Here is a 26,491-nt window from a genome sequence, read left to right on the forward strand (position 1 = left end):
ACATTTTACAAAAAAATGGATAAAAGTAAAATTTCAGCCAAAATTTAGCTGAAATTTTATTGAAGGTTAGTTTGAAGTCTCTGATGCCACGGCTGTAAAAAGCACGTCTGATGAGCTATTTAACGCAGTTTCAACTGAGTCTTGGATGACGCCTATTGTAAAGCCAACTGTGACAAACTGCATGGCGATGTCGTTGCCGATACCAAAAAGTCCGCACGCTAATGGCACTAAAAGAAGTGAGCCGCCAGCCACACCAGATGCGCCGCACGCACCAAGAGCTGAGATGAAGCAAAGAAGTAGCGCATCGCCAAATGTAACTGTGATAGATGGGATAGAATTTACCGCAGTAAGCGCTAGGATGCTGATGGTAACTGCTGCACCGCCCATGTTTATGGTGGCACCTAGTGGGATCGAGATCGAGTAAAGCTCCTCTTTTAGACCAAGCTTTTTGCAAAGTGCCATATTTACAGGGATATTTGCGGCCGAGCTTCTTGTAAAAAATGCTGAAATAGCGCTCTCTTTTAGGCAGATCATGACAAGTGGATAAGGATTTTTTCTAGTTAATACAAAAACCATGGCTGGATAGATGATAAATGCGACAACAAGCATTGCTCCAACAAGAACTAAAATCAGTTTTAGATATCCTGCAAGTACTTCAAATCCAGTTTCATGAATGCTAATAGCTACCATACCAAAGATGCCAAATGGAGCTAGTCTAATGATAAATTTAACGATATGAGTCACACCATCGCTTATGTCTTTAAATACTTTTTTGGTCTCAGCTGTGGAGTTTCTAAGTGCGATACCACTACCAACCGCCCAAGTGATTATACCTATATAGTTACCATTTGCTAAAGCATTTATCGGGTTTTCAACCATTTTATAAATGAGATCTTTTAAAACATTAGTAATTCCCTGAGGCGCTGACATATCAGCACTTGCAAGACCTTTTAAAGAAAGCTCCACTGGAAATAAAAAACTAGCAATAACTGCAACAACGGCTGCTAAAAATGTACCAATTAGATAGAGTGTAATGATCTTTTGCATACCTTTTGTATGACCAAAATCTCTTAAAATGATGGATGTTGCCACTAAAACAAAGACAAGAATTGGTGCGATAGCTTTTAAAGCGCCTTTGAATAAATCGCCTAAAACTGAAGCTGAAGCTGCGATAGAATCGGCTGAACTAGCTTTTTCTTTGGCTTCGTTTAGCTGCTTGGCTTCATCTTGACTAAGGTGAGTTTTTATAACTTCATCTACGCTCAAACCACTTTCGTTTTGAATAGTTTGAATTTTAGCTGAGATCTTGTTATAAGGAGCTACTTCGTAGTGTGTGTAAAAGCCAACTAGGGCACCTAGGATGATACCAACTAAAATTTGAATTATCAAATTTCCATCGGCGTATCTTCTTGCTATGTTTTTAAGCATATTCATTTGACACCTTAATAAATTAGTTTTTTGTTGATTTTAGCTAAACAATTTTTAAATATAAAGAATTTGATAAAGATTAATTAGCTTTTTAAATAGATTTGTTACAATTGCACAAAATTTTAGTTAATAAAAGGATAAAAATGTATCTATTTACCTCTGAAGTTGTAAGTCCGGGCCATCCAGATAAATGTGCTGATATCATCGCTGATAGCATAGTGGATACTATTTTAACGCAAGATCCAAATGGACGCGTCGCTAGCGAAGTTTTTGTGGCTGGAAAAAATATAGTAATAGGCGGAGAGATAAACTCAAAAGTAAAACTCTCTTATAAAGACTATGAAAAGATCGTAAAAGATGCTCTTGCGCATATCGGATATGATGGAAAGAGTAATTTTACAAAAGAGCAGTGTTTGCACCCAGATGATATCGAGGTTAAAGTTTGCATAAATCAACAAAGCCCAGATATAAATCAAGGTGTTGATCAAAGTAGCGGTGAGATCGGAGCGGGCGATCAAGGCATTATGTTTGGTTTTGCAAGCTGCGAAGCGAAAGAATTTATGCCAGCAGCTATAACTTACGCAAGAATGCTTTGCGATAAAGTATATAAATTTGCCAAAGCAAACCCTGATAAGCTTGGCGTTGATATTAAAACGCAAGTTACGATTGATTACGGTAGCAAAGACAACTTTGAAAACTGCAAACCTCAAAGCATCCACACTATCGTTGTCTCTGCTCCTTGCGTGGAGAGCATGAAGATAGAAGAGCTTCGCGCACTAATTCAAAATTTAATAGACGAAACTGGTCTTCCAAAAGAGCTATATAATAAAGAAAAAACGATCATTTACATAAACCCAACAGGCAGATATGTAAACCATAGCTCACTTCATGATAGCGGTCTAACAGGTAGAAAACTAATCGTTGATAGTTTTGGTGGATATAGCCCAATAGGCGGCGGTGCTCAGTCAAGCAAAGACTATACAAAGGTTGATCGCAGCGGACTTTACGCAGCTCGCTGGATAGCTAAAAATATCGTTGCAGCAGGCCTTGCTAAAAAATGTATCGTCCAGATAAGCTACGCGATCGGTGTTGCAAAGCCAACTTCAGTTAGTGTTGATACCATGGGAACTCATGCAAATGGCATAAATGACGATATGCTTTCAAATTTTGTAAGCGAGCATTTCGCTCTAACGCCTCGCTGGATAACAAATAAATTTGGTCTTGATAAGCCAAGTAAAGATACGTTTTTATATGCAAAAGTAGCTGCAAAAGGTCAAGTAGGAAATGCAAAATACCCTTGGGAAAAGCTTGATGCGGTTGATACCTTCAAAGCTTTACTGAAAAAATAATCATATCAAAGTGGCTTTATCTAAAAGCCACTTTAAATTTCTTTTTAAAACTCATCCCAAAATACTTTTTTAGGTTTTATGATCTCACTTTTTGAGCCATTTACGCTGTGATAGACCGTTTTATTGTATTTCGTGGCAAGGTGTTTTATAAGCAGCCTTTGAAGCACAGGCTCGCTGCTTGGCACAAACCAGCCATTGTTTGTGATAGCTACAACCACGTCAAATTCGCCCTTGTAAAGCTCCTCTCTTGTCGCTTCATAGCAGATAGCGTTTCTAATTTTTACTCCATCTACCTCGTAGTCGCTAAAATTTTCAGCCTTTTTAAAGTCACTAGCTCCGCCAAAAAATAGCTTATTTACTGTATCTTGCATAAATTTTGGCAAAGGAATTTCTTCGCCAAATGGCACTAAAAATTTCTTATCCATTCGCCTAAGATTGCCATCTTGAAACAAAAATGCAGAGTTATAAATTTGCTTATTTTCATAGGCAAGCGCGCCAGCTACGATGGTTATCTTTTTTGAAAGCTCTTTTAGCTCATCGACAAGCAGTGGCTCATTTGTCATAAATAGTGGAAATGCGCTCTCTGGTAGTACGATAAGGCGTTTTTGCTCGGCTATGGCGTTATTTATTAAGTCTAAATTGTCATTTGTAAATTTCATGCGTAAGTTTTTATCCCAGCGCACCCTTTGAGCGACATCGGTGTTTATTAGCTCCACGTCAAATGGTAGAGTTTTCGCCTCGCTACTTTTAAACTGCAAAGCGGCGATGAGGCAGATAAAAGCTAGGATAAATTTTAAAATTTTGCCTTTTAAACTCAAAGAAATAGCTGCAAGAAATATAAATATAAGCCCTCTTGTGCTTGGCTCAAAAGCTCCTACAACAAGTGTGGCCTCGAGATTAAACCAGTTAAAGCCGAATGGATGAACGTAGCTTGCTAAAAATAGCAAAATGGCTCTAAGTGCTACAAAACTTGGGAAAGAGGCTATCCAAAACATAAATCCGTAAACAAATGCTACAAAGAGAATGACAAACGGTATAAGCCAAACGAGCTCATAGTAGATAAAACTAAAGCTGATCCAATAAAACCACAAAATTCCTGTGAAAAATCCAGCTGCGAAAAAACCAGCTCTGCTTAAATTTATGATGATGTAAATTCCAGTCAAAGTTAGAAACGGTGAGATGAAATTTAAGAGCAAATTCTCGAAGAGGCTTAAAAAAATAAAGTTGGAAAGCAAAAAAGCACCGACAAAGGCTTTTATTATAATTTTAGTGCTAAAATGCCCATTTAAAAATCTTACAAATAAGGAAATCCATGCAAAACGCTGATTTTTTAACATCATTACTACCTCTTGTTGTGCTTTTCGCCATATTTTACTTTTTGGTTATTAGACCTCAACAAAAACAACAAAAAGCCCATGCAGCAATGCTCGCAGCTCTTGATAAAGGTGATAAGATAATAACTAATGGCGGACTTATCTGCGAAGTGATTAAAGCCGAAAATGATTTTATCAAAGTTAAACTTAACGATGATGTAATCGTTCGCATAGCACGCGAGTTTGTAGCTAAAAAGATCGAAGATAAATAATGCGTAACGCAAGAGTCACATATAGGCTAATTATCTTAATATTAGCCTTGATCTTTGGTTTTGGCTTTTCGGTGCCATCTTTTTTTCAGACTCAAAATGGGGCTAAAATTTCACTTGGCCTTGATCTTCAAGGCGGCCTTCATATGCTGCTTGGTGTTGAAACGAGCGAAGCTATTCACTCAAAAATAAAATCAATAGCTGGAAGTATAAATTATTATGCTAAAAAAGAAGATGTGTTAATTGATAAATTTAAGATTAAAGAAGAGAACATTGACTTTACTCTCCTTGATGGCGACGAAGCTCCAAAAGTAGATAAAGCACTAGCTGAGATAAAGGGGCTTGATATCAAAAAAGATGGTTTAAATTACAGCATATCTTTAACAGAGCAAGAAAGAACGGATACGGTCGAATATGCGATCTCGCAAGCTGTTGAAACTATTAGAAATAGACTCGATCAGTTTGGTCTAGCTGAGCCAACTGTTGCCAGACAAGGCAAAGACAATATCCTAGTTGAGCTTCCTGGTATAAAGACTGAAGAGGATGAGCAAAGAGCAAGAGATCTTATCGCAAAGGCTGCTCACTTGCAGCTTATGGCAGTTGATGATAAAAGGCAAGATCAGGCCAATACAATGAGTGAGGCTGAAGCTGAGAGCTACGGCGACGTGATCTTTAAGGATGCTAAAAATGACCGCGTGAAATATGTCGTTAAAAATATCCCAGTGCTTGACGGCTCAATGCTAACTGACGCAAAGGTTGCATTTTCTCAGCAAAACAACCTACCGATCATAAATTTCACTCTTAACTCAGAAGGCGCTAGAATTTTTGGTGATTTTACTGGTGCAAATGTTGGCAAAAGGCTTGCTATTGTGCTTGATGGGAAGGTTTATTCAGCTCCAGTTATAAATGAAAGAATAGGTGGCGGTAGTGGTCAGATCAGCGGTGGCTTTACTCTTGATGAGGCTCACGACGTAGCGATCGCGCTTAGAAGCGGTGCACTTTTAGCCCCTGTTAAGATGCTGGAAAAAAGAAGCGTTGGCCCATCTTTGGGACAAGAGAGCATCAACCAAAGTATGGTAGCACTTGCTGCTGGATCTATCTTAGTCGTGTTATTTATGCTAGTTTATTATGGAATTTCTGGAATTTTTGCAAATATTGCACTAGTTGCAGACGTCGTTATATTAGTTGCTGTCATGGCACTTTTTGGGGCGACGCTTACTTTGCCAGGTATGGCTGGTATCGTGCTAACGATCGGTATGGCTGTTGATGCAAACGTCATCATAAATGAACGTATTCGCGAGCTTTTGCGTGAAGGTGTGGCGATAAGGACAGCTGTGCAAAAGGGTTATGAGCACGCCATGAGCGCGATTATTGATTCAAATTTAACTACTATCATTACAGTTGCAGTGCTTTACGCTTATGGCACTGGTCCGGTTAAAGGCTTTGCAGTAACAATGGCAATAGGTATCATGGCTTCGATGCTAACAGCTATACTTGGCACTCACGGTATGTTTGATGCTGCTATGGATAAGATAGAAAAAAGTGGAAATACCAGACTTTGGTTTGGTTATAAAAGGAGCTAATGATGCAAATTTTTACTAAGGCAAAAGTTTATGATTTTATGCGTTTTAGATTTGCTTCACTAGCATTTTCTATATTTTTATTTGTTGGCTCTATCGTTTTACTTGCTACAAAGGGGTTAAATTACGGCATTGATTTCTCTGGCGGTACGCTTATTCAGCTAAAATACGACACCAAAGCGCCACTTGATAAAATTCGTGATGCTTTTGGCACAAATGAAGTGCTTAAAAACGCCTCTGTTACTGAGTTTGGAAGTGACGATGAGGTGGTTATTAGATTTTCAGGTTCAAGCTCAAATTTAACTGGCGATATCGGCACTGAAATAAAACAAATTTTAAAAGATACTGGAAATTTTGAAGTAAGACGCGTTGATATCGTTGGACCAAAGGTTGGCGATGAGCTTAGAGAAAAAGGCTTGATGGCTCTTGGAATTTCACTAATTGGCATATTAATCTACATCACATTTAGATTTGAGTGGCGTTTTGCGCTAGCTGCGATCGCAACTGAAATTCACGATATAGTTATAACTGTTGGTGCTATTTCGCTATTTAATATTGATGTAAATTTAGATACGCTAGCGGCTGTTTTAACGGTGCTTGGCTACTCTCTAAATGATACGATTATTATTTTTGATAGGATCAGAGAAGGTATCAAAGAGAGCAAGCGAACTGATATCGAAGGCGTTATCAACGAGTCAGTCTCAGCCACACTTTCAAGAACTATCCTAACTTCAGCAACTACGATGATGACAGTTCTTGTGCTATTTTTATTTGGTGGAGATATGATACATGGATTTTCATTTATTCTTATCGTTGGTATTGTCATAGGAACGATCAGTTCGATCTACATCTCTTCGCCGTTTCTTATCTGGTTTAAATTTAGTATCGAACATTTTAGAAGTAGAGAGACTGAAAAACAAAAGATAAAAAAAGAGCGCGAAAAAGAGCGTGCTATGTTTGAGAAAGGCGTTGTGTAAGGAGGGATAATGAACTGGGGAAAAGTTATCTACATATTTTTTGCATTGATGAGTCTTACGACTACGGCAGAATTTTTATATGATAAAAACGAGATTGCACTCTTTGTGGCGGCTAGTATAAATTTGGTTTCAACGCTACTTAAGATCGGTGTTAAAAATTTACTCTCTGCTGAGCTTTTTGCAAGCTCGCTGGTTGCTGATTTACACCTTATACCAGCTTTTGTTATTTTGCAAGTCTCTGAAAATATAACACTTAGCTATTCACTAGCTATTGGCGCAGTCATTGCAAATATATTTTCACTAGCCTTGGTTTTAATAGAATCAAGTAAAGCTCAAGAAGAATTTTAGGAGAAAAAATGGCTGAAAAGAGAAAATATGAGCCTTTAAAGATAGAAAAAAAATGGCAAGAAATTTGGGATAAAAATGAAGAATTTGAACCAAAAGACGATCTAAGCTTGCCGAAAAAATATATCCTAAGCATGTTTCCATATCCAAGTGGACGCATACATATGGGGCATGTAAGAAACTACTCTATCGGCGATGCGCTGGCTAGGTCATATAGAAAAAACGGCTACAACGTGCTTCATCCTATTGGCTTTGACAGCTTTGGCATGCCAGCTGAAAACGCAGCCATAAAACATAAAATTCACCCTAAAATTTGGACTTATGAAAATATCGACTATATGAAAAAAGAGCTAGCAAGCCTTGGCTTTTCATTTTCTAAAAAGAGAATTTTAGCTACATCTGACCCACTTTACACAAAGTGGGAGCAAAGCTTTTTTATAAAGATGTTTGAAAAAGGGCTTGTTTATAGAAAAAATGCAATTATAAATTGGTGTGAATACGATCAAACTGTGCTTGCAAACGAGCAGGTGGAGGATGGCAAATGCTGGAGATGCGGTAATGATGTTGTACAAAAAGAGCTTCCTGGATATTACTTTAACATCACAAAATACGCTAGCGAGCTACTTGACGATTTGAAGCTTCTTGAAGGCAAATGGCCAAATCAAGTAATTACAATGCAAGAAAACTGGATTGGCAGAAGCTACGGCTTGGAGTTTAAATTTTATCTTGATGAAGCTTCAAAAGAGGCTTTAGGTGGTAAATTTGATGGCTTTGAGGTGTTTACTACAAGAGCTGATACGATTTATGGCGTTAGCTACACAGCTCTTGCGCCTGAGCATCCTATTGTAAAAGCATTGCTTGTGAGTGATAAAATCGATGAAAGCAAAAAGACAAAGATAAAAACAATCCTAAATCAAAGCCCAAGAGAGCGTCAAGCGAGCGAAAAAGACGGAGAATTTTTAGGAATTTATGTCGTTCATCCGCTTACTAATGAAAAAATCCCAGTTTGGGTTGCAAATTTTATCTTAGCTGACTACGGCAGTGGTGCTATCATGGCTGTCCCTGCGCACGATCAAAGAGATTACGAGTTTGCAAGTAAATTTAATCTTCCTATAAAGTCAGTAGTAAAGCCGCTTGATGGCGAGAGTGACGGTTCTAAAGCATACTCTGAGTACGGAATTTCTATAAATTCTGAGCTTATAAATGGGCTTGCTTCAGAAGAAGCTAAAAATTTCATAATAGAAAAATTTGAAAAAGATGGTTTAGGCAAAAGGATCACAAACTACAAACTAAGAGACTGGGGAATTTCTCGTCAAAGATACTGGGGTGCGCCAATACCTGTCGTGCACTGCAAATGCTGCGGCGTAGTGCCTGAAAAAGAGGAAAATTTACCTATCGCGCTACCTGAAGATGTCGAGATCACAGGCGAGGGCAATCCTTTAGATAAACACCCAACTTGGAAATTTACAAAGTGTCCAAAATGCAGTAAAGATGCGATTAGAGAGACTGATACGATGGATACGTTTGTGGAGAGTAGCTGGTATTTTGCTAGATTTGCAAGCGATGAAAAGAGTTGGGAGCAAAAAGCGCTTGACGAGAAAAGCGTGAATTATTGGATGAACGTAGATCAGTACATCGGCGGTATCGAGCATGCGATCTTACACCTTTTATACGCTAGATTTTTCCAAAAGGTCTTAAGAGACCTTGGCTATCTAAGAGACGATGAGCCATTTGAAAATTTACTAACACAAGGCATGGTCTTAAAAGATGGCAAAAAGATGAGTAAAAGCAAGGGCAACGTCGTAGATCCTGATGATATCATAAATAGATACGGCGCCGATACGGCAAGGCTATTTATCCTTTTTGCTGCTCCTCCTCAAAAAGAGCTTGAGTGGAACGACAGCGCAGTTGAGGGTGCATTTAGGTTTTTAAATAGGCTTTGGGAGAAGGCGCAAACTATCAAAAAGATAGATAAACTACCTGAGATAGATCACGAAAGCTTAAATAAAGATGAGAAATTTGCAAGGCTAAAAATTTATGAAGCGCTTAAAAAATCAACCGAGGTTTTTGGCGATACATTTGCTTTTAACACTTTAATCGCTGCTTGTATGGAGGCACTAAACGCTATAAATGCGCAAGATAATGACGATGTAAATGCTGAGGGCTTTTTCATCATCTTAAATTTACTAGAGCCTATCGTGCCGCATATCGCAAATGAGCTTAGTGAAGAGCTTTTTGGTAGAAAAAATTTCACAAAGATAGCCGTAAAAGAAGAGGTTTTTGTAAAAGATAGCATCGCTCTTGCAGTTACAGTAAATGGTAAAAAAAGAGCCGAGTTTGAAGTGGCAGCGAGCGAGAGTGAGGGTGAAATTTTAAAGCTAGCTAAGCAAAATGTGGCTAAATGGCTTGAGGGAAAAGAAATTTTAAAAGAGATTTATATAAAAGGCAAATTAGTAAATTTTGTCATTAAAGGATAAATTTTGAGATATTTTTTAGCGTTTTTTATTGCGTTTTTTATCTGCGGGTGTGGGTATAAACCAGTTTCAAAGATCACACATGATCTAGTGGGCGATAAAATTTACGTTGATGTGATTATTAGTAAAGAAGAGCCGAAAAATAGTGTTTGGATAAAGGATGCTGTAAAAGAGGGCATGGTCGCAAGGCTAAATAAAGATTTATCAAGTAAAGAGAGTGCTGATACTTCGATAATTATTTCGGTAAAAGATTTAAATTACGAAGCAATTATTTATGATGAGTTTGGCTACATTACGTCATATAAAGCACATTTAAGCTTAAATTATAAGACTAAATTTAAAGATGGTAGCGTGGTTGATATTCCAGCCACTGGCGAGTATGACTTTAGTGTCGCAAGACGTCAAAAAGATGTAAGATTTGCTGATAGCGTTCTTAGTGATACTCAAAAATACGAAGCTATCAAAGAGGCATCAAAAGAGGCCTTTGATGAGTATATCGCAAGTTTAGCGGTAAAAGGATATAGAAATGGCAGCAGTAACCGTTAGTCAAATAGTCAAGGAAGCCTTAAATGAGATCAAAGATCGTCATTTGATGCTAACGCCAGAGAATTACACTGAAGTCTATAATGAAATTTCTAAAAAATATGGCTTTACCACAGAAGAGAGTAAAAGGATAGAAAAATATATCTCAAGGCTTGGTGATGAATATAAAAATCAAGCCCTAAGCCTTCATATAAAGACGGTTGATGAGTTTGTCGCTTTTATGACTGCCAGGCTCTCTAGAGGTGCTCAACAGGGAGCAGGACTTGCAACTGATGATAAAAAACTACAATCACTAAACGCATTTGCTAGAAGAATTCTCCAAGCTATCTCAATGCTTCACAATAAAGATGCAAAAAGCTTAGCAGAGCAAAGTATGCAACTGCTTGCCAGAAGATATGATGAGAAAAATCTTGAAGAAATGTGCCTTAGATGGTTTGACTTTGTTAGTTCTTACGACACTGAATTTTTAGAATTTTTGAAATATTATGGTGTTAGAAATTTTGATGATTTAAAGACAATGAGTTCTGAACTTGAGAAATTTCTTACACAAAAAGATGAAGATGGCGAAGAGGATGTTTTGATTCAGCTTTTAAGCCTTACTCTTGAGCCTTCTATTACAAAGGATCTTGATGAAGAGCTTAGCACGATAAGAAGTACTTTGAAGCAAAGTCCTAAAACCTTAAATAGCAAAGAATTTCAAGAAAAGGTAAAGGCATTTGTTGATCGCAGAATAGAAGAAGATAGAACAGAAATCATAGAAAAAGTTGGTTCGCTAAATAATGTCTTGCAAAATATAAGCGAGAGAATTTCTGATATCGCTGTTAGCTCGCAAAGTAGTTCTGATAAAGTAAAAAGCATTAAAAATGATCTTAAAAATGTAAATTTAAATACAAACAGTATTGATCAAGTAAGAAGCATGCTTATTGAGATCGCTGGTGCTTTGGAGATCGAGAGCAAAGAGCTTGGTATCGAGATGCACAATAGGCAAGCTACTATTTTAGAGCTTCAAAACAGAGTGAATAGTCTTGAAAAAGAGCTTGAAGAAGCTAAGTTGGAGAGCAAAGAGGACTTTTTGACAAAAGTATCTACTAAGCGTGCTTTGATGAATGAGATTCAACGCATTGAAGAAGCGTATAAACGTTATGGGACTGATTACTCTATATGTTTTGTTGATATTGACTTTTTCAAAAGCATAAACGATACTTATGGGCATGAGGCTGGAGATGTTATTCTTTCAGCAGTGGCTCAAGTGCTTAAGAAAAATGCTAGAAAGGTTGATTTTGTTGGTAGATATGGCGGTGAAGAATTTGTAATCTTGCTTCCAAGCACTGGCTTAAAAGATAGTGTTAAATTTGGGGATAAGCTAAGAAGTATGATAGAAAATTTCAAATTTATCTATAAAAATGAGCGTATCAAGGTTACTATAAGCTCCGGTATAGCGACAAGAAGTGCAAATTTAAGCGAGACGATGACGCTTGAGGCTGCTGATAAGATGCTTTATCTCTCAAAAGAGAATGGTAGAAATCAAGTAATGCCAAAGATAATCGAGGAAAAATGAGCCTAGCTAAATTTCTTGATGGCAAACCACTTTACTACAAAGAGATTGATTATGGCAGAATTATTAGAGCGTATGCGACTATAAAAGAGCACATAAAGCCATTTAAAATTATTCACATAATAGGCACAAATGGCAAAGGCAGTACTGGTCGCTTTTTAGCGCAAATTTTAAGCCAAAATGGTGCAAAAGTAGGGCATTATACGAGCCCACATATATTTAAATTTAATGAGCGATTTTGGCTAAATGGTGAGGTTGCTAGTGATGAAATTTTAGAAGCAGCTCACGAGCGTTTGCAAGGACTTCTAAGCGATGAATACAAGATAAAAACAAGCTATTTTGAGTATATGACGCTACTTTCTGCTGTGCTTTTTGAGGGTTGCGACTACTTTGTCTGCGAGGCCGGCATGGGTGGTGTGCTTGATGCGACAAATGTCTTTGAAAAAGAGTTAAGCATTTTTACGCCTATTGGGCTTGATCACACGGCAGTTCTTGGGGATAGTTTGGAAGAAATCTCACGTACGAAATTTGAGGCTATGGGCAAAAGAGCTATTTTAAATGACGAAATGAACGATACAAGTATCGCTATCGCAAAAGAGATCGCAAGTGAAAAAGGCTCCACTTTAAGCTTCCCAAGAGAAATTTTAACCAAAGAAAATTTAAACGAGATCGCAAACTATGCAAATAAATTTAATCTGCCAGAGTTTTTACGATCAAATTTAACTCTAGCCTACGCTGCGGCTAAAATTTTAGATAGCAGCATAGATATCAAAAAGCTGGGTGCTCTTACGCTTCGAGGCAGATGCGAAAAGATCGCTTCAAATTTATACGTTGATGTCGGTCACAACGAGCTTGGCGCAAAGGCTGTTGCTAAGAAATTTAGCCAAGGTGAGTTTGTTGGCAAGAAGCTTACCTTGGTATATAATTCGTTCTTGGATAAAGATTTCAAAGCGGTTTTGGCAGCTTTAAAGCCAGTCGTTGAGGATGTGCTGCTTTATCACTATCACTGCGAGGGTAGGGAGCTTGGCGGAGAGCTCATAAATAAAGCGTTAAACGAGCTTAAAATTTCGCATAGAGAGTTTGAGTCAAGCGATATGAACGATATAAAAGAGGCAAAAAACGGCAAAATTTACCTAGCATTTGGCTCGTTTCACTTAGCCGAAGCCTTTTTAAAAGAGTACTATGCAAGCAAAGGTCTATGAGTATCTTTTAACGCACGTTCCACAAATTCTCATCTGCGAAGATGATAAGGAGGCGGCACTTTGTGCGGATACGGCCAGTTTTACTGGCTTTAACGCCTTTAAACTACCTGATTTTAGAGCTAAAAAGGGCGATGATCTAAGAAGCTTTAACGAAGAGCTCTTTGAAATTTCATCCGTTCTTAGCAAATACTATAAATTTGATGGCAAAAAGATTATCATAAGCCCATTTAGCACGCTTTTAAACCCACTTCCAACGCAAAAAAACCTAGAAAGCTCAACAATCAAGCTAAAAGACAATCTAAATTTAAACGAATTTGCTGACCTACTCATACGCTTTGGCTACGAGTGCGTCGATATCGTTGAGAGCGTTGGCGAGTTTAGCATACGCGGCGAAGTGATTGACATTTATGGCGTAAATATGGACGATCCTGTTAGGATTTTGCTTTTTGGTGATGAGGTTGAGAGTATAAGAAACTATAACACCGCCACGCAAATTAGCAATAAAGCTGAGCTAAGCGAAGCTGAGATCGTGCCATTTATCGCAAATTTGAGCAAAGATGAGTTTGAAAAAGTTAGCCAAAAGATTGAGGATATGCAAAGTGACGCCTTGGTGAGTGATCTAAATTCGCTTGGATTTTGGGCGATAGATAGCTTTAGTGACTATTTAAAAGAATTTGACTCAAAGCTTGTTAAAAAGATCGATTTTGAAATTTATGATGTGCCTGAAGATAAATTTAAGGGCATTGAAATTTTACCCGAGCCAAAGGTCTATAAAGATCTAGAAGTTACTTTAAATTTTGACTTTTTTGAGCTAAATAAGAGCAAAAGTATAACCGTTCTTTCAAGAAATGAAGGGCTTTTTAAGGGCTATGAGCTTGATGGCTTTACCAACGTAAAGCTTGAAATTTCGCCCCTTGTAGTAAATTTAACCTCAAGCGACAAGATCGTAGTCTCACTTAATAAATTTGAGAAAAAAAGGCGAGTAAAACGCTCAAGCCTCGTGGTGGATGAGCTAAAAGTAAATGACTACGTCGTGCATGAAGATTATGGTATAGGACGTTTTTTGGGCCTTGAAAAGATTAAGGTTTTGGGCGCGACGAAAGAATTTGTGGTTATCGCCTACCAAAATGACGACAAGCTTCTTTTGCCAGTTGAACATCTAAATTTGATAGACCGCTACATCGCTCAAAATGGCTCTATGGCGGTGCTTGATCGTTTGGGTAAGGCAAATTTTGCAAAGATAAAAGAAAAGGTCAGAGAAAAACTCTTCGCGATCGCCTCAAAGATCGTAGCAATGGCTGCAAAAAGGGAGCTAATCGCAGGCAAAATTTTACAAAAAGAGGATATCTCTTATCTAAATTTCGTCCAAGACGCTGGCTTTTCATACACGAGCGACCAGCAAAAGGCGGTAAATGATATAAGGGATGAGCTAAAAAGCGGCAAGGTCATGGATAGGCTGCTTAGCGGAGACGTTGGCTTTGGCAAGACTGAAGTAGCGATGAATGCTATATTTACCTGCATAAAATCAGGCTTTAGCGCGTTTTTCTTTGTGCCAACGACGCTTCTTAGCTCACAGCACTACAAGACGCTAAGCCAAAGATTTAGCAAATTTGGCATAAAGGTCTTTAGGCTGGATCGCTTCTCAAGTGCCAAAGAAAAATCAAACCTACAAAAAGCGCTAAAAGAAAATGAGCCTATAGTTTGCGTGGGTACGCATGCGCTTCTTGGCGTAAAGGCTGAAAATTTAGGGCTTATAGTAGTTGATGAAGAGCATAAATTTGGCGTTAAGCAAAAAGAGCAGCTAAAAGAAATTTCTCAGCACTCGCACATCTTAAGTATGAGTGCCACGCCGATACCAAGAAGCCTAAATATGGCGCTTAGCAAGATAAAAACATATAGTATTTTGGCCACTCCGCCAAGCTCAAGGCTTGATGTGAGAACAAGTGTGAAAGAGTGGGATGAAAAGGTTGTCAAAGAGGCGATCATGCGTGAGCTAAGACGTGGTGGACAGACTTTTTACATTCACAACCACATCGCAGACATAGAGCAAACAGCAAATGAGCTAAGAAAAATTTTGCCAAAGCTTAGGATTTTGATACTTCACTCAAAGGTAAATGCAAAAATAGCTGAAGATGAGATGATGAAATTTGAGCGGGGTGAGTATGACTTGCTGCTTTGCACCAGCATCGTTGAAAGCGGCATCCACTTGCCAAATGCAAATACCATAATCGTAGAAAATGCTAATAAATTTGGCATGGCTGACCTGCATCAGCTCCGTGGACGAGTTGGTAGAAGCGACAAGCAGGCTTACTGCTACTTTTTGGTAGAAGATAAAGATGCCATCAGCAAAGACGCGCTAAAACGACTTGTAGCACTTGAAGGCAACTCATTTTTGGGCGCTGGCTCAGTGCTAGCCTATCACGACCTTGAGATAAGAGGTGGGGGCAACATCATCGGAGAGGCACAAAGCGGCCATATCGAGGCTATCGGCTACTCGCTATATCTAAAGATGCTAGAAGATGAGATAAACAAACTTCTTAATCAAGACTCCGAAAAGCTTGACAAGATCGATCTAAAGCTTAGTGTGAGCGCCTTTTTAAATCAAGAATTTATAAGAGAAGATAGACTACGGCTTGAAATTTATAGGCGCCTTAGCAAGTGTAAAGAAGTGAGTGAGGTCTATGAGATACAAAGTGAGCTTGAGGATAGATTTGGCAAGATAGATACGTTTACAAAGCAGTTTTTAGACGTCATCATTATCAAAATTTTAGCTCTAAAAGCTGGCATAAAAACGATCTCAAACAGCGAGCAAAACATACTAATAACAAAGAATGATGATGAAAAGATCAGACTAAAGTCACGTAGCAAGGACGATGACGATGTGTTGGCTGAAATTTTGGTCTATCTAAGAAAGGATAAGAAGTGATAGATTGGGGTGTGAAATACGCAGCGATTTATAAAAGTACAAAAGGGATGTTAAAGTCGGTTGAGGATATCGATTTTGTCGATATCGACTCACTTTATGGACTGGAAAAACAAAAAGAAATTTTACTAAAAAATACTCTAAATTTTATAGAAGGTAAGGATGCAAATCACGTGCTTCTTTGGGGCGAGAGAGGATGTGGCAAGTCAAGCCTTGTAAGGGCTGTTTTTACTAAATTTTATAAAGAGAGACTTCGCATCATTGAGATCGGCTGCGAGGATCTAAAATACCTTGGCGACATCATCGATGAGATCAGAAAGAGTGAGTTTAAATTTATCATTTTCTGCGATGATCTAAGCTTTGAAAATGGCAGTAATGAGTATAAATTTCTAAAGCCTATCATGGATGGCTCTATCCAAAAGCCGCCAAAAAATATCCTTTTATACGCCACATCAAACCGTAGACATCTAATAAGCGAGTTTAAAAGTGAGAATGAAAACTCAGAGCTAATTGACGGCGAAATCCACTACAGCGACGCAGCTCAGGAGAAAATTTCTCTATCCGATCGCTTTGGTCTTTGGATCAGCTTTTATCAAGGCAACTACGACGAGTATCTAAAAATGGTTGATTTTTACTTTAAGGATTACATAGGCGACAAAGATGAGCTTCACACACTTGCTAAAAATTTCGCAACGCTAAGAGCCAGCAGAAGTGGCAGGACGGCAAAGCAGTTTTATCTAACTTTTAAAGAAAATTTAAAATGACTTCAACCGATCTATTTTTAACCTTATTTAATCACAAAAGCAGAAATTTTGATGAGCTAAAGTGGCCAGGCGAGGGTACTTTTGAGGTTGTTTTGGGTGCTATTTTGGTGCAAAATACCAACTGGAAAAATGTTGAAAAAGCGCTAAATAATCTAAAAAACGCAGGTAAAGATAGCCTAAATGGCATCTGTTCTCTTGAAAACAGTGAACTTGCCACGCTTATAAAGCCAAGTGGCTTTTACAATACAAAGGCAAAACGACTAAAGACGCTTTGTCTAGCTATAAAAAATGAATTCGAGAGCTTTGAAAATTTTAAAGAAAATACCAGCCGTGAGTGGCTCATAAGCGTAAAAGGTGTTGGAGCCGAGACTTGCGACGCGATACTGGCATATGCTTGCGGCAAGCCTTACATGGTCGTTGATGCTTACGCACTTAGGATAATGGCATATTTTGACTATACTTTTGAGAGCTACGATGAGGCAGCTGAGTGGTTTAGCTCGCTTGATTATGATAAAATTTATAAATTTCTTGATAGTGAGAAATTTGACGAAACTGAGGTTTTAAAACTCTATCATGCGCTTATTTTGGAGTTTTGCAAAGAGAATTTCAAAGGTAAAATCTTAAGCCAAAATGGTCAAAAAATATTAAGTAGCATTAAAAATTAAACTACTAATATGTAACAACTCTTTATAAATTTGCCAAAGATTGGGGCTTTTTATAATCTATTTCAAAATTCTGTGCTAAATTTACACAAAATTTATCTTATTTAATTTAGGAGGAGTGATGATTTACGATAACATCGTTAAAACGATTGGTAATACACCTATTGTAAAGATAAAGACAGGTGCTGATGAAGCCGAAATTTACGTAAAACTAGAGTTTTTTAACCCAGGTGGCTCTGTAAAAGATAGGATTGCATTTAATATGATAACTAAGATGCTAGCTGACGGTACGCTAAAACATGGTGATACTATCGTTGAGCCAACGAGCGGAAATACTGGCATTGGTGTAGCGATGTGCGGTGCTGCACTTGGTTTTAAAGTGATACTTTGCATGCCAGAGAGCATGAGTATCGAAAGACGCAAAATAGTGGCTGCTTATGGCGCACAGCTTGAGCTTACTCCTGCGTCTGGTGGTATGAAAGCAGCGATCGCAAGAGCTACAGAGCTAGCAGCTCAGCCAAATCATATAATGCTAAGCCAGTTTGAAAACAAGTATAACCCACAAGCTCACGAACTAACAACAGCTGCTGAGATCGTGGCTGATTTTAGTAAGCTTGATGCCTTTGTAGCTGGCGTTGGTACAGGTGGCACAATAAGTGGCGTAGCAAAAATTTTAAAAGAAAAGGGCTATGATACTAAGATCATCGCAGTTGAGCCTGAAGCATCGCCGGTTTTAAGTGGTGGTAACCCAGGACCGCATAAAATTCAAGGCATTGGAGCCGGATTTTTACCAAATACTATGAATATGAGCCTAGTTAGTGAAGTAGAAAAAGTAAGCAACGATGATGCGCTAAACGCAGCTAGAGCAATCGCTAAAAGTGATGGACTCATGATAGGTATAAGCGGTGGTGCTGCTTACGTGGCTGCAAAAAGAGTAGCTAAAAGACTTGGTGCTGGCAAAAAAGTACTTTTCATAGCTCCAGATAATGGCGAAAGATACTTAAGTACAGAGCTTTACGGAGCATAAAAATATGTGGGAGAGTCTAAAGGAGCTAGTTCAAACTGTTCGTGAAAAAGACCCATCGGTACATAAGTGTTGCTTTTTGGCAATACTTATAAACACTCCTGGTATTCATGCGGTTTTGTTTCATAAAATTTCTCATTTTCTATATAAAAAAGAGCATTTTTTTCTAGCTAGGCTCATCTCGCAAATTACAAGATTTTTAACAGGCATCGAGATCCACCCAGGCGCAAAGATCGGTAGGAGATTTTTCATAGATCATGGTATGGGTGTGGTTATCGGTGAGACAGCAGAGATAGGTGATGATGTGATGATGTATCATCAAGTAACACTTGGAGGCACTGGAAAAGAGTGTGGCAAAAGACATCCGACTGTAAAAAATGGCGTGACTATTGCAGCTGGCGCGAAAATACTAGGTGCCATAACGATCGGCGAAAATGCCAAGATCGGCGCAAACTCGGTCGTGCTAAAAAATGTCCCAGCAAACGCGACAGTCGTTGGTATACCAGCAAGAATAGTTCGAGTAAATGGGACAAAATTTGAACCAGAATTTATTATCTAATTTTAGAATTTAAATAAATTTATTTTTGCTCTTTGTATTTTAAAATTTGAGCATAAATTTCATCTTTTAGTTTTAATTTTTCTTTCTTTAAACCATCAAGCTCTGATGGTTTTGCTAGATTCTCATCTATTTTTTTATTTAGCTCATCATGTTTTTTGCAAAGAGTAGCAAAACGAGCATCGGTTTTCTTTAGCTCATTTATAAGGTCTGTATATTCATGTAACATATCGGCTCCTATAAAAATTTGAGAAATTTTATCAAGACTTTGTAAATGTTTGGATATAAAATAAGCACCAAGTCATTGCTTAAATTTTTAAAAAGAGCAAGTAGAAAAATTTATTTTATACGTATTTAAATTCTTCAGGTTTGTGTTTGCTTTTTACAACGCGCTTGGTTAGACGTATTCCATCAACGGTACCGATGACTAAAAGCTTTGATCCTGTTCCTACTAATGTGTCACCATTTGGCATTGGTACAAAATTATTATTTATATCTCTAATACCTACTATATCCGCATTTGTGATATTTCGCAGATGAGTCTCTTTTAGTCTTTTAAATCTTATCCAAGAGTAATCAGGAACAAGAATTTCTTCTATATCGATAGGTGAATTTTTTGTATACAAAAACTGCTCTAATAAATTTTCCATGTCCGGCCTTACGCTCATAGCACTTAACCGCTGCGCGACTAAGCGAGATGGGCTTACTACATTGTCAGCGCCTAATTTTTTTAATCTTTGCGTATCGTCTTCTGTCTCTGCATTTGTGATGATATGATAAGGCTTTCTGCGACCTATCTCTTTTTCATAAAGTCTTACAGATGCTATAAGGGCGATATTATCAGCAATATTTGAGCTAAGAGTTATAAGTCCTTTTGCGCTTGATAGATGTGTTTTCAAAAAGGCAATTTGTGTGTGTGGCTGAGCTTTTATGAAATATGGATATTTATAAATTTGAGCTAGCTCTGCGATATCTTCTCTATCATCGACCACTACAAAAGGTATATGATTTTCGCGAAATTGAGCACTAAGTTCGATTGTGTATAGATTGTGATAACAAATAACGAAGTGATTTTTTAGTCTTGCGATCCTATAAAGCATGCGTCGTTCCTTTAAAATGCTAATTAATGTACCTCTTTTTAAAACCTCAACCACAATACCAATCGATAGTGTAAATATAATAAAACCAATAAGTATAAATGTGATAGTAAAAATTCTGCCCTTTGGAGTTATTGGAGCAACTTCGGTAAAACCAACTGTTGTAAAAGTCATACCAGCTTGGTAAAAGGCATCTATTAGTGAGAAATTATCTATTAAGACATAACCTAATGTTCCAAAAAGCAACAGTAATACGACTGAAATTAGTGGAAATCTAAAAGGTTTTAATTGTTCGTAAAGCTCAGTATCTAGGCTTATTTCTGGCTTTGTAGAGTTTGACCAGTTGAGGAATTTTAAAAGTCTTGAGAGAAAAGACATAAATTCCTCTTCATTTTATATTCTTAGTTTGATTGTTTCTTCATCGTTCTTAGAGTAGAAGCAGCAACTTTTATCTTTCTTGTAGTACCATCTTCTAGTGTAACACGAATCGTTCTAAGATTTGGCAAGAATCTTCTTTTAGTTTTATTGTTAGCATGGCTCACATTGTTGCCTATCATCGGTCCTTTGCCTGTTATCGCACATCTTTTTGACATTTTTTTTCCTTCATAAACAAAAATTTCTGCTGATTTTATCTAAAACAAACAAAAGTAATGCTTAAATAGATTTTTTTTAAAAGAATTGATTTTTATTAATAATCTAGATAAAATAACGACTTTGTCTATAAAATTATAAATAGCAAAAAATATTTAGAAATCTTGAGTGATACAAAATGCTTAGTAAAGAGTTGATCGAAAAAAATGTTGATTTTGTTTTACAGATGCCAACTCTTTTTGAAAAGATCGAACACTTCTTGTTAGCTGGTAATGTAACTGAGGCAGTTACTACTTTACAAAATATAGCATCTTTTAAAACTTATTTTAACTCCATTTTTAAACGTGCAAAATTTGATATTCCTTATGATGGCGACGATTTGGTAGTAATAGCAAATATGCTTGGCATTGATACTTTTAGAGCGATAGTGTTTTCTTATTTTATATTTTTAAAATCCCCAAAAATTTATAAGGTATTTAATTTTAAAATCGTTGATTTGATCGAGCTTAATGCTAAAATTTTATCAGATTGGCTAAAAGTATTAAATTCTTTTAAAGAAAAACGATACAGCTATTTATCGCTTGCTCCGTATTCTATAGCCTGTATTATAGTGTGTGAGAATTTATTTTCGAAATTTCCATCTTGCATGTCAGACATCATTTCGTATTCTGATGTAAGCTATAATAAAATTTTGCAAAAAAAATATGGCTTTAGTCTTTGGGATATTTTTTTAAAAGCAATGAATATGAATAAACAATCATTAAGCAAGATTGATAAAGAGATGCTTTGCGTTTTTGAGATTTTGCTCTCTTATGAGTCCAGTAGGCCTGAATTTTATGATTTTGGAGTTGATAAAATTTTAGATATCAATGTTTATCCAGAGATGCAAACCATTATATTTATTAAAAAAGCTCTACAAAAATGAAATTAACTTTTAATGGTTCTATGGCAATTATAAGGCCTTTTGGTTTTTTGGAAGCAGAGAATGTTCCGTTAAAATTAAGTGAAAAATATATAAACCAAATTTCATCGCGCGACATCAGCGCTATACTGCTCTCACTAAAAAATGTTACATTTTTTAGCCCCGTTTGGCTTGGTAGAATAATTGAAAATTTAAGCGAAGAAGCGCAAAAGCTTGGCGTGGTATTTGCGATTTGCGATTACAATGAAATTTTTTATGAATTGATGATGAAAACAGTTAAGAATATTTCAAATATTTCGATGTTTGAAAGTGAAAACATTGCAAGCTTGTTTTTAAATAAATTTCTAAATAACGCAGATAAAGTTTTCATTTATAACTCAACTGAGCAGTACAAGCACTATTTAGCTAATTATCTCAAAAATCGCTCACTTGATGTGGTTGAGGCTAGAGATGCAACCGAGTTTAATAAAAAAAAGAATTTATATAGTTATGCAGTGTCACAGCTAAATCATGTGAGATTAAAGCAAAATCAGATAGATACTTTTATAAAAGATGGTGTCGTTGTTTATGCCATAAAAAGTTTTATGGATTCAGATTTTATTGAAGATTTTGATATGTCAGCTCATGATATTATGCTAAAAATCGGATATAAATTTTTTATTTTATGGGTAAATATTTCTGGTGCTTTAAATATAAGAGGCGCAAAATTTCTAATCAAACTTGCTAGCATTAGCAAAAGATCAGGTGCATTTATTTCGCTTTGTGGCATAAACGAAGCAAATTTATCTATCGAATTAGTAACGTACCTTAAAGATGCAAATATATTTATCTATAAAAATTTAAATGACTTTTACAAAGATGACACCATTTTTTATCTTAAAAAAAGAGACTTTGATGCAGAGCCAGTAGATATCAACAAGAGTGTGGCTCAAATTTCATCTTATGTGACGCAAATCGCGAGCAAAATTATCTCACAGTTAGCAGAAGAAGAAATTTTGTGTGTTGATACCAAAGTTAGTGCGCTTGACATAGAGGATGAATGCGATTACTTGCGTATTTGTGTTCAGTATTATGGCGATATTTATGCAAGAGTGCTATTTGGAGTAAAAAAAGATAAATTAGACAAAATTTGCTCTATTTTTATGCCTGAAGGCGATGATTCAAATGATTATTTAAGTGGATATTCTCAAATTTTTAGTATCATTACAGATAAATTTTTGACTCATCTTTGGCAAAAAGGCATAAAAGCAAAAGTTAGCTTGCCTAAAATTTTATCTGATGATGTTTTTTTTGATCACAATAGTATAGGTATTATGAATAGGCTAGATGCAAAAGATGACGAAATTGGCTTTATATTTGTAACTAAATAAGGAGAAAAAATGTACGTTGCACCTAGTATTTTATCGGCTGATTTTGGAAATTTGGCAGCTGAGATAAGAGCCATTTGCGAGGCTGGGTGCGATCTGGTGCATGTTGATGTTATGGATGGGCATTTTGTGCCAAATTTAACCATCGGACCAGTTGTGGTAAATGCCGTTGCAAAGGCAGCTACAAAGCCACTTGATATACATTTGATGGTTGAAAATAACTCGTTTTTTGCCGACCTTTTCTTACCACTAAAGCCAAAATTTCTAACCTTTCACATCGAAGAAGAGAAGCACCCAATGAGACTCATTGATCACATCAGGAAAAATGACGTTAGCCCTGGCATCGTGCTAAATCCGCATACGCCAGTTAGTGCGATCGAGCATATCATTGATGAAGTCGATATGGTGCTTTTAATGAGTGTAAATCCTGGCTTTGGCGGTCAGAAATTTATGCCAGTCGTGCTTGAAAAAACAAGGGCGCTAAGAGAGCTGATAGAACGAAAAAACGCCAAGTGTCTGATCGAAGTAGATGGCGGCGTAAACGGACTAAATGCGCCTGATCTTGAAGAGGCTGGAGCTGATATCTTGGTGGCTGGCAACTACATCTTCTCATCAAATTCTTACGAACAAGCCATTCGCGCCATAAAGCTTGAGTTTTGAAACCAAAAAAACAGCGTTTAGAAAATAGCATTGAAATTTTAGCTAGGCAAAATTTAAGCTATCATGAGTTTATTTTAAGATTTAGTGATATTGAAGAAATTTCATCACTCATTGACGTGCGCGATCTTGATATGTGGCGAACTCTTGGGCTTGACATCACTAGAAATGAAGAGAATGAGATCGAGCTTGGCACGAGATTTAGAGATATTAGCGAGCAGGAATTTTGTGTGGTTGATATCGAAACGACTGGTGGTACAACGAGCGGACAGATCATTGAAATCGGTGCAATCAAAATGAAAAATGGCATTGAGATAGGGCGTTTTGAAAGCTTTGTGGCAGCTGATGTGGTGCCTGAAAATATCACCGAGCTAACCGGCATAAAGGCGAGCGATCTAGTTGGTGCGCCAAATTTACTAAATGTACTTGAGCGGTTTAAAATTTTTCTTGGAACTAGCGTCTTTATCGCTCATAACGTAAATTTTGACTATGGCTTTATCTCTCACAGCCTAAATGAGATCGGTCTTGGCATGTTGCTAAATAGAAAGCTTTGTACCATCGATCTTAGTCGCCGCACTATTGCTTCGCAAAAATACGGACTTGGCTCACTAAAAGAGCTTCTTGGCATAAACAATACCCACCACAGAGCATTAAACGACGCAATAGCTGCGGCTGAAATTTTTAAAGTCTGCCTCACACGCCTGCCTTTTAGTATCCAAACGACAGAGGATCTCATAAACTTTAGCAAAACAGCTCCAAGCGTGAAGCTAAAACCTGAACCAGTTTTGTGTGCGAATTAGCGATAAAAATTCTCTACAATAAATATAAAATTACTAAATTTAATCTTTTTTAAAAGCTTATGGGCAGTTTGCTAAATTTTACAAAAAAGGAGGCAAATGAGCCAGAAAAATTTAGTTTCAAATTTAATCTCAGCTGACGATGAGATGCTCGCTTTTTTGTCAAAATTTGGTGAAAATTGGTGCATGAGTAATGATGGAGCGAAATTTATAGAGCAAAATTTTACCTTCATTGGCTCAAAGCCAGTTTTGCAAAATTTAAAAGATTACAAAACGGCTGAATATAAAAATTTTGCAGACATTAAAAAATTCCTCAGCTCAAATCCAAGCATCAAAAGTAAAATTTTAAGTGGCGAGATAAGCTACATCGGCGACAATATAACAAGCATAGAGATTAAATTTGCACCCAAGTATTTTTACGATTTTTTAAAATTTATAGTTGAAAATATCCCAGAGCATCACTATTTTTGTGGTCCCAAGGAGGGCTGGATATTGTTTATTGCGATGGAGGGATATGTAGAATTTGGCGTTTTGCACTAATAAATTTATTTTTAAGCAGTTGTCTAAATTTACCCATAAAGATAAAACGCAAAAGCAAATTCTTTCCGTAAAGATTCTTAAAATTAACAAAAAGTTAGGATTGCATGCTAATGAAGCCTGCTGCTAGCAAAATTTAATCAATTTTTTTATATAATCCCTATTTTTCACAAAGGCAAAAAGATGGATAGAAAATCTTGGAGTTCAAGGCTCACATACATTTTAGCTGTTGCAGGAGCTACGGTTGGCTTTGGTGCGACGTGGCGTTTTCCGTATTTAGTCGGGCAAAACGGCGGCGGTGCCTATGTACTCGTGTTTTGTATCGCGATGATCGTGATCGGCATACCGATGATTTTAGCCGAAAACGCGATCGGCAGACGCCTAAAATGCAACGCCGTGGATGCTTTTGGCGGATCGATAAATGGTAAAAAGATCAGCAAAAAGTGGCAGATCGTTGGCTGGATGGGACTTGTCGGTGCTTTTGGCATCATGGCTTACTACATGGTTATTGGTGGCTGGGTGCTAAACTACATCGCCCAAATTTCATTTGGTTTGCTTGATCTCTCGCATGTGGTTAGTTTTGAGGAGACAAGTGCGTTTTATGAGCAAAATATCGTAAGCAATCCACTTGCTATCAGCTTTGCGACTCTTGTTTTTGTGCTGGTTAATTACGCTATTTTGGTGCAGGGTGCGGTCGGCGGTATCGAGCGATCAGCGAAATTTTTAATGCCACTACTTTTTATTTTAATGCTTATTATGATCGCTAAAAATATCACGCTTGATGGTGCAATAGAAGGCGTAAAATTTTACTTGACACCTAACTTTTCAAAGATAAATTTAAAGCTTTTTGTTGATGTTTTGGGGCAGGTATTTTTTGCGCTCTCGCTTGGTTTTGGTGTGATGATCACGCTTTCTAGCTTTGTGAAAAAGGATGAGGGTTTGGTTAAAATTTCTATCATTACAGGCATTTTAAATACGGTAATCGCTGTGCTTGCAGGCTTTATGATATTTCCTTCTCTTTTTAGCTACGGCGTATCGCCAGATAGTGGCCCAAGTTTGGTATTTAAATCACTACCAATTGTTTTTTCTCACATGCCATTTGGTGGTTTTTTTGCGGTTGCGTTTTTTACACTATTAATGATCGCTGCACTTACAACATCGCTACCAATATATGAAGTAATAATCACGACACTTCAAGAAAAATTTAAGATAAAACGCAAGAAAGCAATATTTTTAGTCCTTGGAGGTATATTTGTTTTAGGAAATTTGCCTTCGCTGATGGCCACAAATATACTAAGTCACGTAAGCATTTTTGGTAAGAATATTTTTGATGCATATGATGCAATAAGCGCAACGATATTTTTTGTATTTACATCATTTGGTTGTGCAATATTCGTAGGTTGGGTGCTAAAAGATGATGCAAAAAAAGAGATTTTGCAAGGTAGTGAAAAACATGCAAAACTAATAAATATCTGGTTTTGGTATATCAAATTCGTCGTACCGTTTATCATTTTGGTGCTTTTTATTAGCTCGTTTTACGATAATTTTTTAAAATAGGG

The 26,491-nt window shown here is 37.1% G+C and carries 25 protein-coding genes; 20 read left to right on the top strand and 5 right to left on the bottom strand.

Annotated features, from left to right (window positions below):
- Positions 1-66: 66 nt before the first annotated feature.
- Positions 67-1,434 (bottom strand): serine/threonine transporter SstT, encoded by a 1,368-nt coding sequence (gene sstT / locus CVT17_RS03630; RefSeq protein ID WP_410470391.1) that lies wholly within the window; start codon positions 1,432-1,434, stop codon positions 67-69.
- 137 nt (positions 1,435-1,571) lie between these two features.
- On the opposite strand from sstT, the gene metK reads away from it, so the two are divergent.
- Positions 1,572-2,777: a methionine adenosyltransferase gene (metK, locus tag CVT17_RS03635; RefSeq protein WP_072594882.1), complete on the top strand. Its 1,206-nt coding sequence runs from the start codon at positions 1,572-1,574 to the stop codon at positions 2,775-2,777.
- Between the two features lie 44 nt (positions 2,778-2,821).
- On the opposite strand, the gene CVT17_RS03640 is transcribed toward metK, so the two are convergent.
- Entirely contained in the window at positions 2,822-4,114 is a 1,293-nt protein-coding gene (locus CVT17_RS03640; protein ID WP_196373582.1) for an apolipoprotein N-acyltransferase, read from the bottom strand.
- Between CVT17_RS03640 and yajC the strand changes: the two genes are divergently transcribed.
- The 13 genes from yajC (at position 4,090) to epsC (ending at position 18,967) form a co-directional block, all read left to right on the top strand.
- Positions 4,090-4,362, top strand: coding sequence for a preprotein translocase subunit YajC (gene yajC / locus CVT17_RS03645; protein WP_021090619.1), 273 nt, complete (start codon positions 4,090-4,092; stop codon positions 4,360-4,362). The genes CVT17_RS03640 and yajC overlap by 25 nt on opposite strands.
- Entirely contained in the window at positions 4,362-5,942 is a 1,581-nt protein-coding gene (gene secD / locus CVT17_RS03650; protein ID WP_107858702.1) for a protein translocase subunit SecD, read from the top strand. The genes yajC and secD overlap by 1 nt, the downstream gene beginning before the upstream one ends.
- A gap of 2 nt (positions 5,943-5,944) precedes the next feature.
- Complete coding sequence (gene secF / locus CVT17_RS03655) at positions 5,945-6,916, top strand: protein translocase subunit SecF (RefSeq protein ID WP_087578623.1); 972 nt, start codon at positions 5,945-5,947, stop codon at positions 6,914-6,916.
- A 9-nt stretch (positions 6,917-6,925) separates the two neighbouring features.
- Positions 6,926-7,264 carry a DUF6394 family protein gene (locus CVT17_RS03660; RefSeq protein ID WP_021090699.1) on the top strand — a complete coding sequence of 113 codons (339 nt, stop codon included), beginning with the start codon at positions 6,926-6,928 and terminating at the stop codon, positions 7,262-7,264.
- An 8-nt stretch (positions 7,265-7,272) separates the two neighbouring features.
- A complete protein-coding gene (gene leuS / locus CVT17_RS03665; protein ID WP_107770519.1) occupies positions 7,273-9,738 on the top strand; it encodes a leucine--tRNA ligase in 2,466 nt (821 codons plus the stop codon).
- Positions 9,739-9,741: 3 nt separating this feature from the next.
- Complete coding sequence (lptE, locus tag CVT17_RS03670) at positions 9,742-10,281, top strand: LPS assembly lipoprotein LptE (RefSeq protein ID WP_107770518.1); 540 nt, start codon at positions 9,742-9,744, stop codon at positions 10,279-10,281.
- Positions 10,262-11,836, top strand: coding sequence for a GGDEF domain-containing protein (locus CVT17_RS03675; RefSeq protein ID WP_107858701.1), 1,575 nt, complete (start codon positions 10,262-10,264; stop codon positions 11,834-11,836). Before lptE ends, CVT17_RS03675 begins: the two co-directional genes overlap by 20 nt.
- The gene (locus tag CVT17_RS03680) at positions 11,833-13,035 is read left to right on the top strand and encodes a Mur ligase family protein (protein WP_107858700.1); all 1,203 of its coding nucleotides are present in this window, start codon (positions 11,833-11,835) and stop codon (positions 13,033-13,035) included. Before CVT17_RS03675 ends, CVT17_RS03680 begins: the two co-directional genes overlap by 4 nt.
- Positions 13,016-15,961, top strand: coding sequence for a transcription-repair coupling factor (mfd, locus tag CVT17_RS03685; protein WP_107770515.1), 2,946 nt, complete (start codon positions 13,016-13,018; stop codon positions 15,959-15,961). Before CVT17_RS03680 ends, mfd begins: the two co-directional genes overlap by 20 nt.
- On the top strand, positions 15,958-16,722 hold the full coding sequence (locus CVT17_RS03690; RefSeq protein WP_107858699.1) for an ATP-binding protein: 765 nt from the start codon (positions 15,958-15,960) through the stop codon (positions 16,720-16,722). The genes mfd and CVT17_RS03690 overlap by 4 nt, the downstream gene beginning before the upstream one ends.
- On the top strand, positions 16,719-17,387 hold the full coding sequence (locus tag CVT17_RS03695) for an endonuclease III domain-containing protein (protein ID WP_107858698.1): 669 nt from the start codon (positions 16,719-16,721) through the stop codon (positions 17,385-17,387). The genes CVT17_RS03690 and CVT17_RS03695 overlap by 4 nt, the downstream gene beginning before the upstream one ends.
- A 118-nt stretch (positions 17,388-17,505) precedes the next feature.
- Positions 17,506-18,411 (top strand): cysteine synthase A, encoded by a 906-nt coding sequence (cysK, locus tag CVT17_RS03700; RefSeq protein WP_103582621.1) that lies wholly within the window; start codon positions 17,506-17,508, stop codon positions 18,409-18,411.
- A gap of 4 nt (positions 18,412-18,415) precedes the next feature.
- Positions 18,416-18,967: a serine O-acetyltransferase EpsC gene (epsC, locus tag CVT17_RS03705; protein ID WP_107858697.1), complete on the top strand. Its 552-nt coding sequence runs from the start codon at positions 18,416-18,418 to the stop codon at positions 18,965-18,967.
- Positions 18,968-18,986: 19 nt separating this feature from the next.
- On the opposite strand, the gene CVT17_RS03710 is transcribed toward epsC, so the two are convergent.
- The 3 genes from CVT17_RS03710 to rpmB all read right to left on the bottom strand — a co-directional run bounded on the left by CVT17_RS03710 (position 18,987) and on the right by rpmB (position 20,654).
- A complete protein-coding gene (locus CVT17_RS03710) occupies positions 18,987-19,193 on the bottom strand; it encodes a YdcH family protein (RefSeq protein ID WP_084041511.1) in 207 nt (68 codons plus the stop codon).
- Positions 19,194-19,308: 115 nt separating this feature from the next.
- Positions 19,309-20,439: a potassium channel family protein gene (locus CVT17_RS03715; protein WP_021090478.1), complete on the bottom strand. Its 1,131-nt coding sequence runs from the start codon at positions 20,437-20,439 to the stop codon at positions 19,309-19,311.
- Positions 20,440-20,462: 23 nt separating this feature from the next.
- Positions 20,463-20,654, bottom strand: a complete 192-nt coding sequence (gene rpmB, locus CVT17_RS03720) for a 50S ribosomal protein L28 (protein WP_021090707.1) — start codon at positions 20,652-20,654, stop codon at positions 20,463-20,465.
- Between the two features lie 176 nt (positions 20,655-20,830).
- Here rpmB and CVT17_RS03725 point away from each other — a divergent pair, with 176 nt between their 5' ends.
- The 6 genes from CVT17_RS03725 to CVT17_RS03750 all read left to right on the top strand — a co-directional run bounded on the left by CVT17_RS03725 (position 20,831) and on the right by CVT17_RS03750 (position 26,489).
- Complete coding sequence (locus CVT17_RS03725) at positions 20,831-21,577, top strand: hypothetical protein (protein WP_107858696.1); 747 nt, start codon at positions 20,831-20,833, stop codon at positions 21,575-21,577.
- Positions 21,574-22,944: an anti-sigma factor antagonist gene (locus tag CVT17_RS03730; RefSeq protein WP_107858695.1), complete on the top strand. Its 1,371-nt coding sequence runs from the start codon at positions 21,574-21,576 to the stop codon at positions 22,942-22,944. Before CVT17_RS03725 ends, CVT17_RS03730 begins: the two co-directional genes overlap by 4 nt.
- A gap of 9 nt (positions 22,945-22,953) precedes the next feature.
- Positions 22,954-23,601, top strand: a complete 648-nt coding sequence (gene rpe, locus CVT17_RS03735) for a ribulose-phosphate 3-epimerase (RefSeq protein WP_103576678.1) — start codon at positions 22,954-22,956, stop codon at positions 23,599-23,601.
- Complete coding sequence (locus CVT17_RS03740; protein ID WP_107858694.1) at positions 23,598-24,398, top strand: 3'-5' exonuclease; 801 nt, start codon at positions 23,598-23,600, stop codon at positions 24,396-24,398. Before rpe ends, CVT17_RS03740 begins: the two co-directional genes overlap by 4 nt.
- A 96-nt stretch (positions 24,399-24,494) precedes the next feature.
- The gene (locus tag CVT17_RS03745) at positions 24,495-24,935 is read left to right on the top strand and encodes a hypothetical protein (protein WP_107770509.1); all 441 of its coding nucleotides are present in this window, start codon (positions 24,495-24,497) and stop codon (positions 24,933-24,935) included.
- A 180-nt stretch (positions 24,936-25,115) separates the two neighbouring features.
- The gene (locus CVT17_RS03750; protein WP_107770508.1) at positions 25,116-26,489 is read left to right on the top strand and encodes a sodium-dependent transporter; all 1,374 of its coding nucleotides are present in this window, start codon (positions 25,116-25,118) and stop codon (positions 26,487-26,489) included.
- Positions 26,490-26,491 lie beyond the last annotated feature (2 nt).

Origin of the sequence: Campylobacter concisus (assembly GCF_003048775.2) — a bacterium.
GTDB lineage: Bacteria > Campylobacterota > Campylobacteria > Campylobacterales > Campylobacteraceae > Campylobacter_A > Campylobacter_A concisus_I.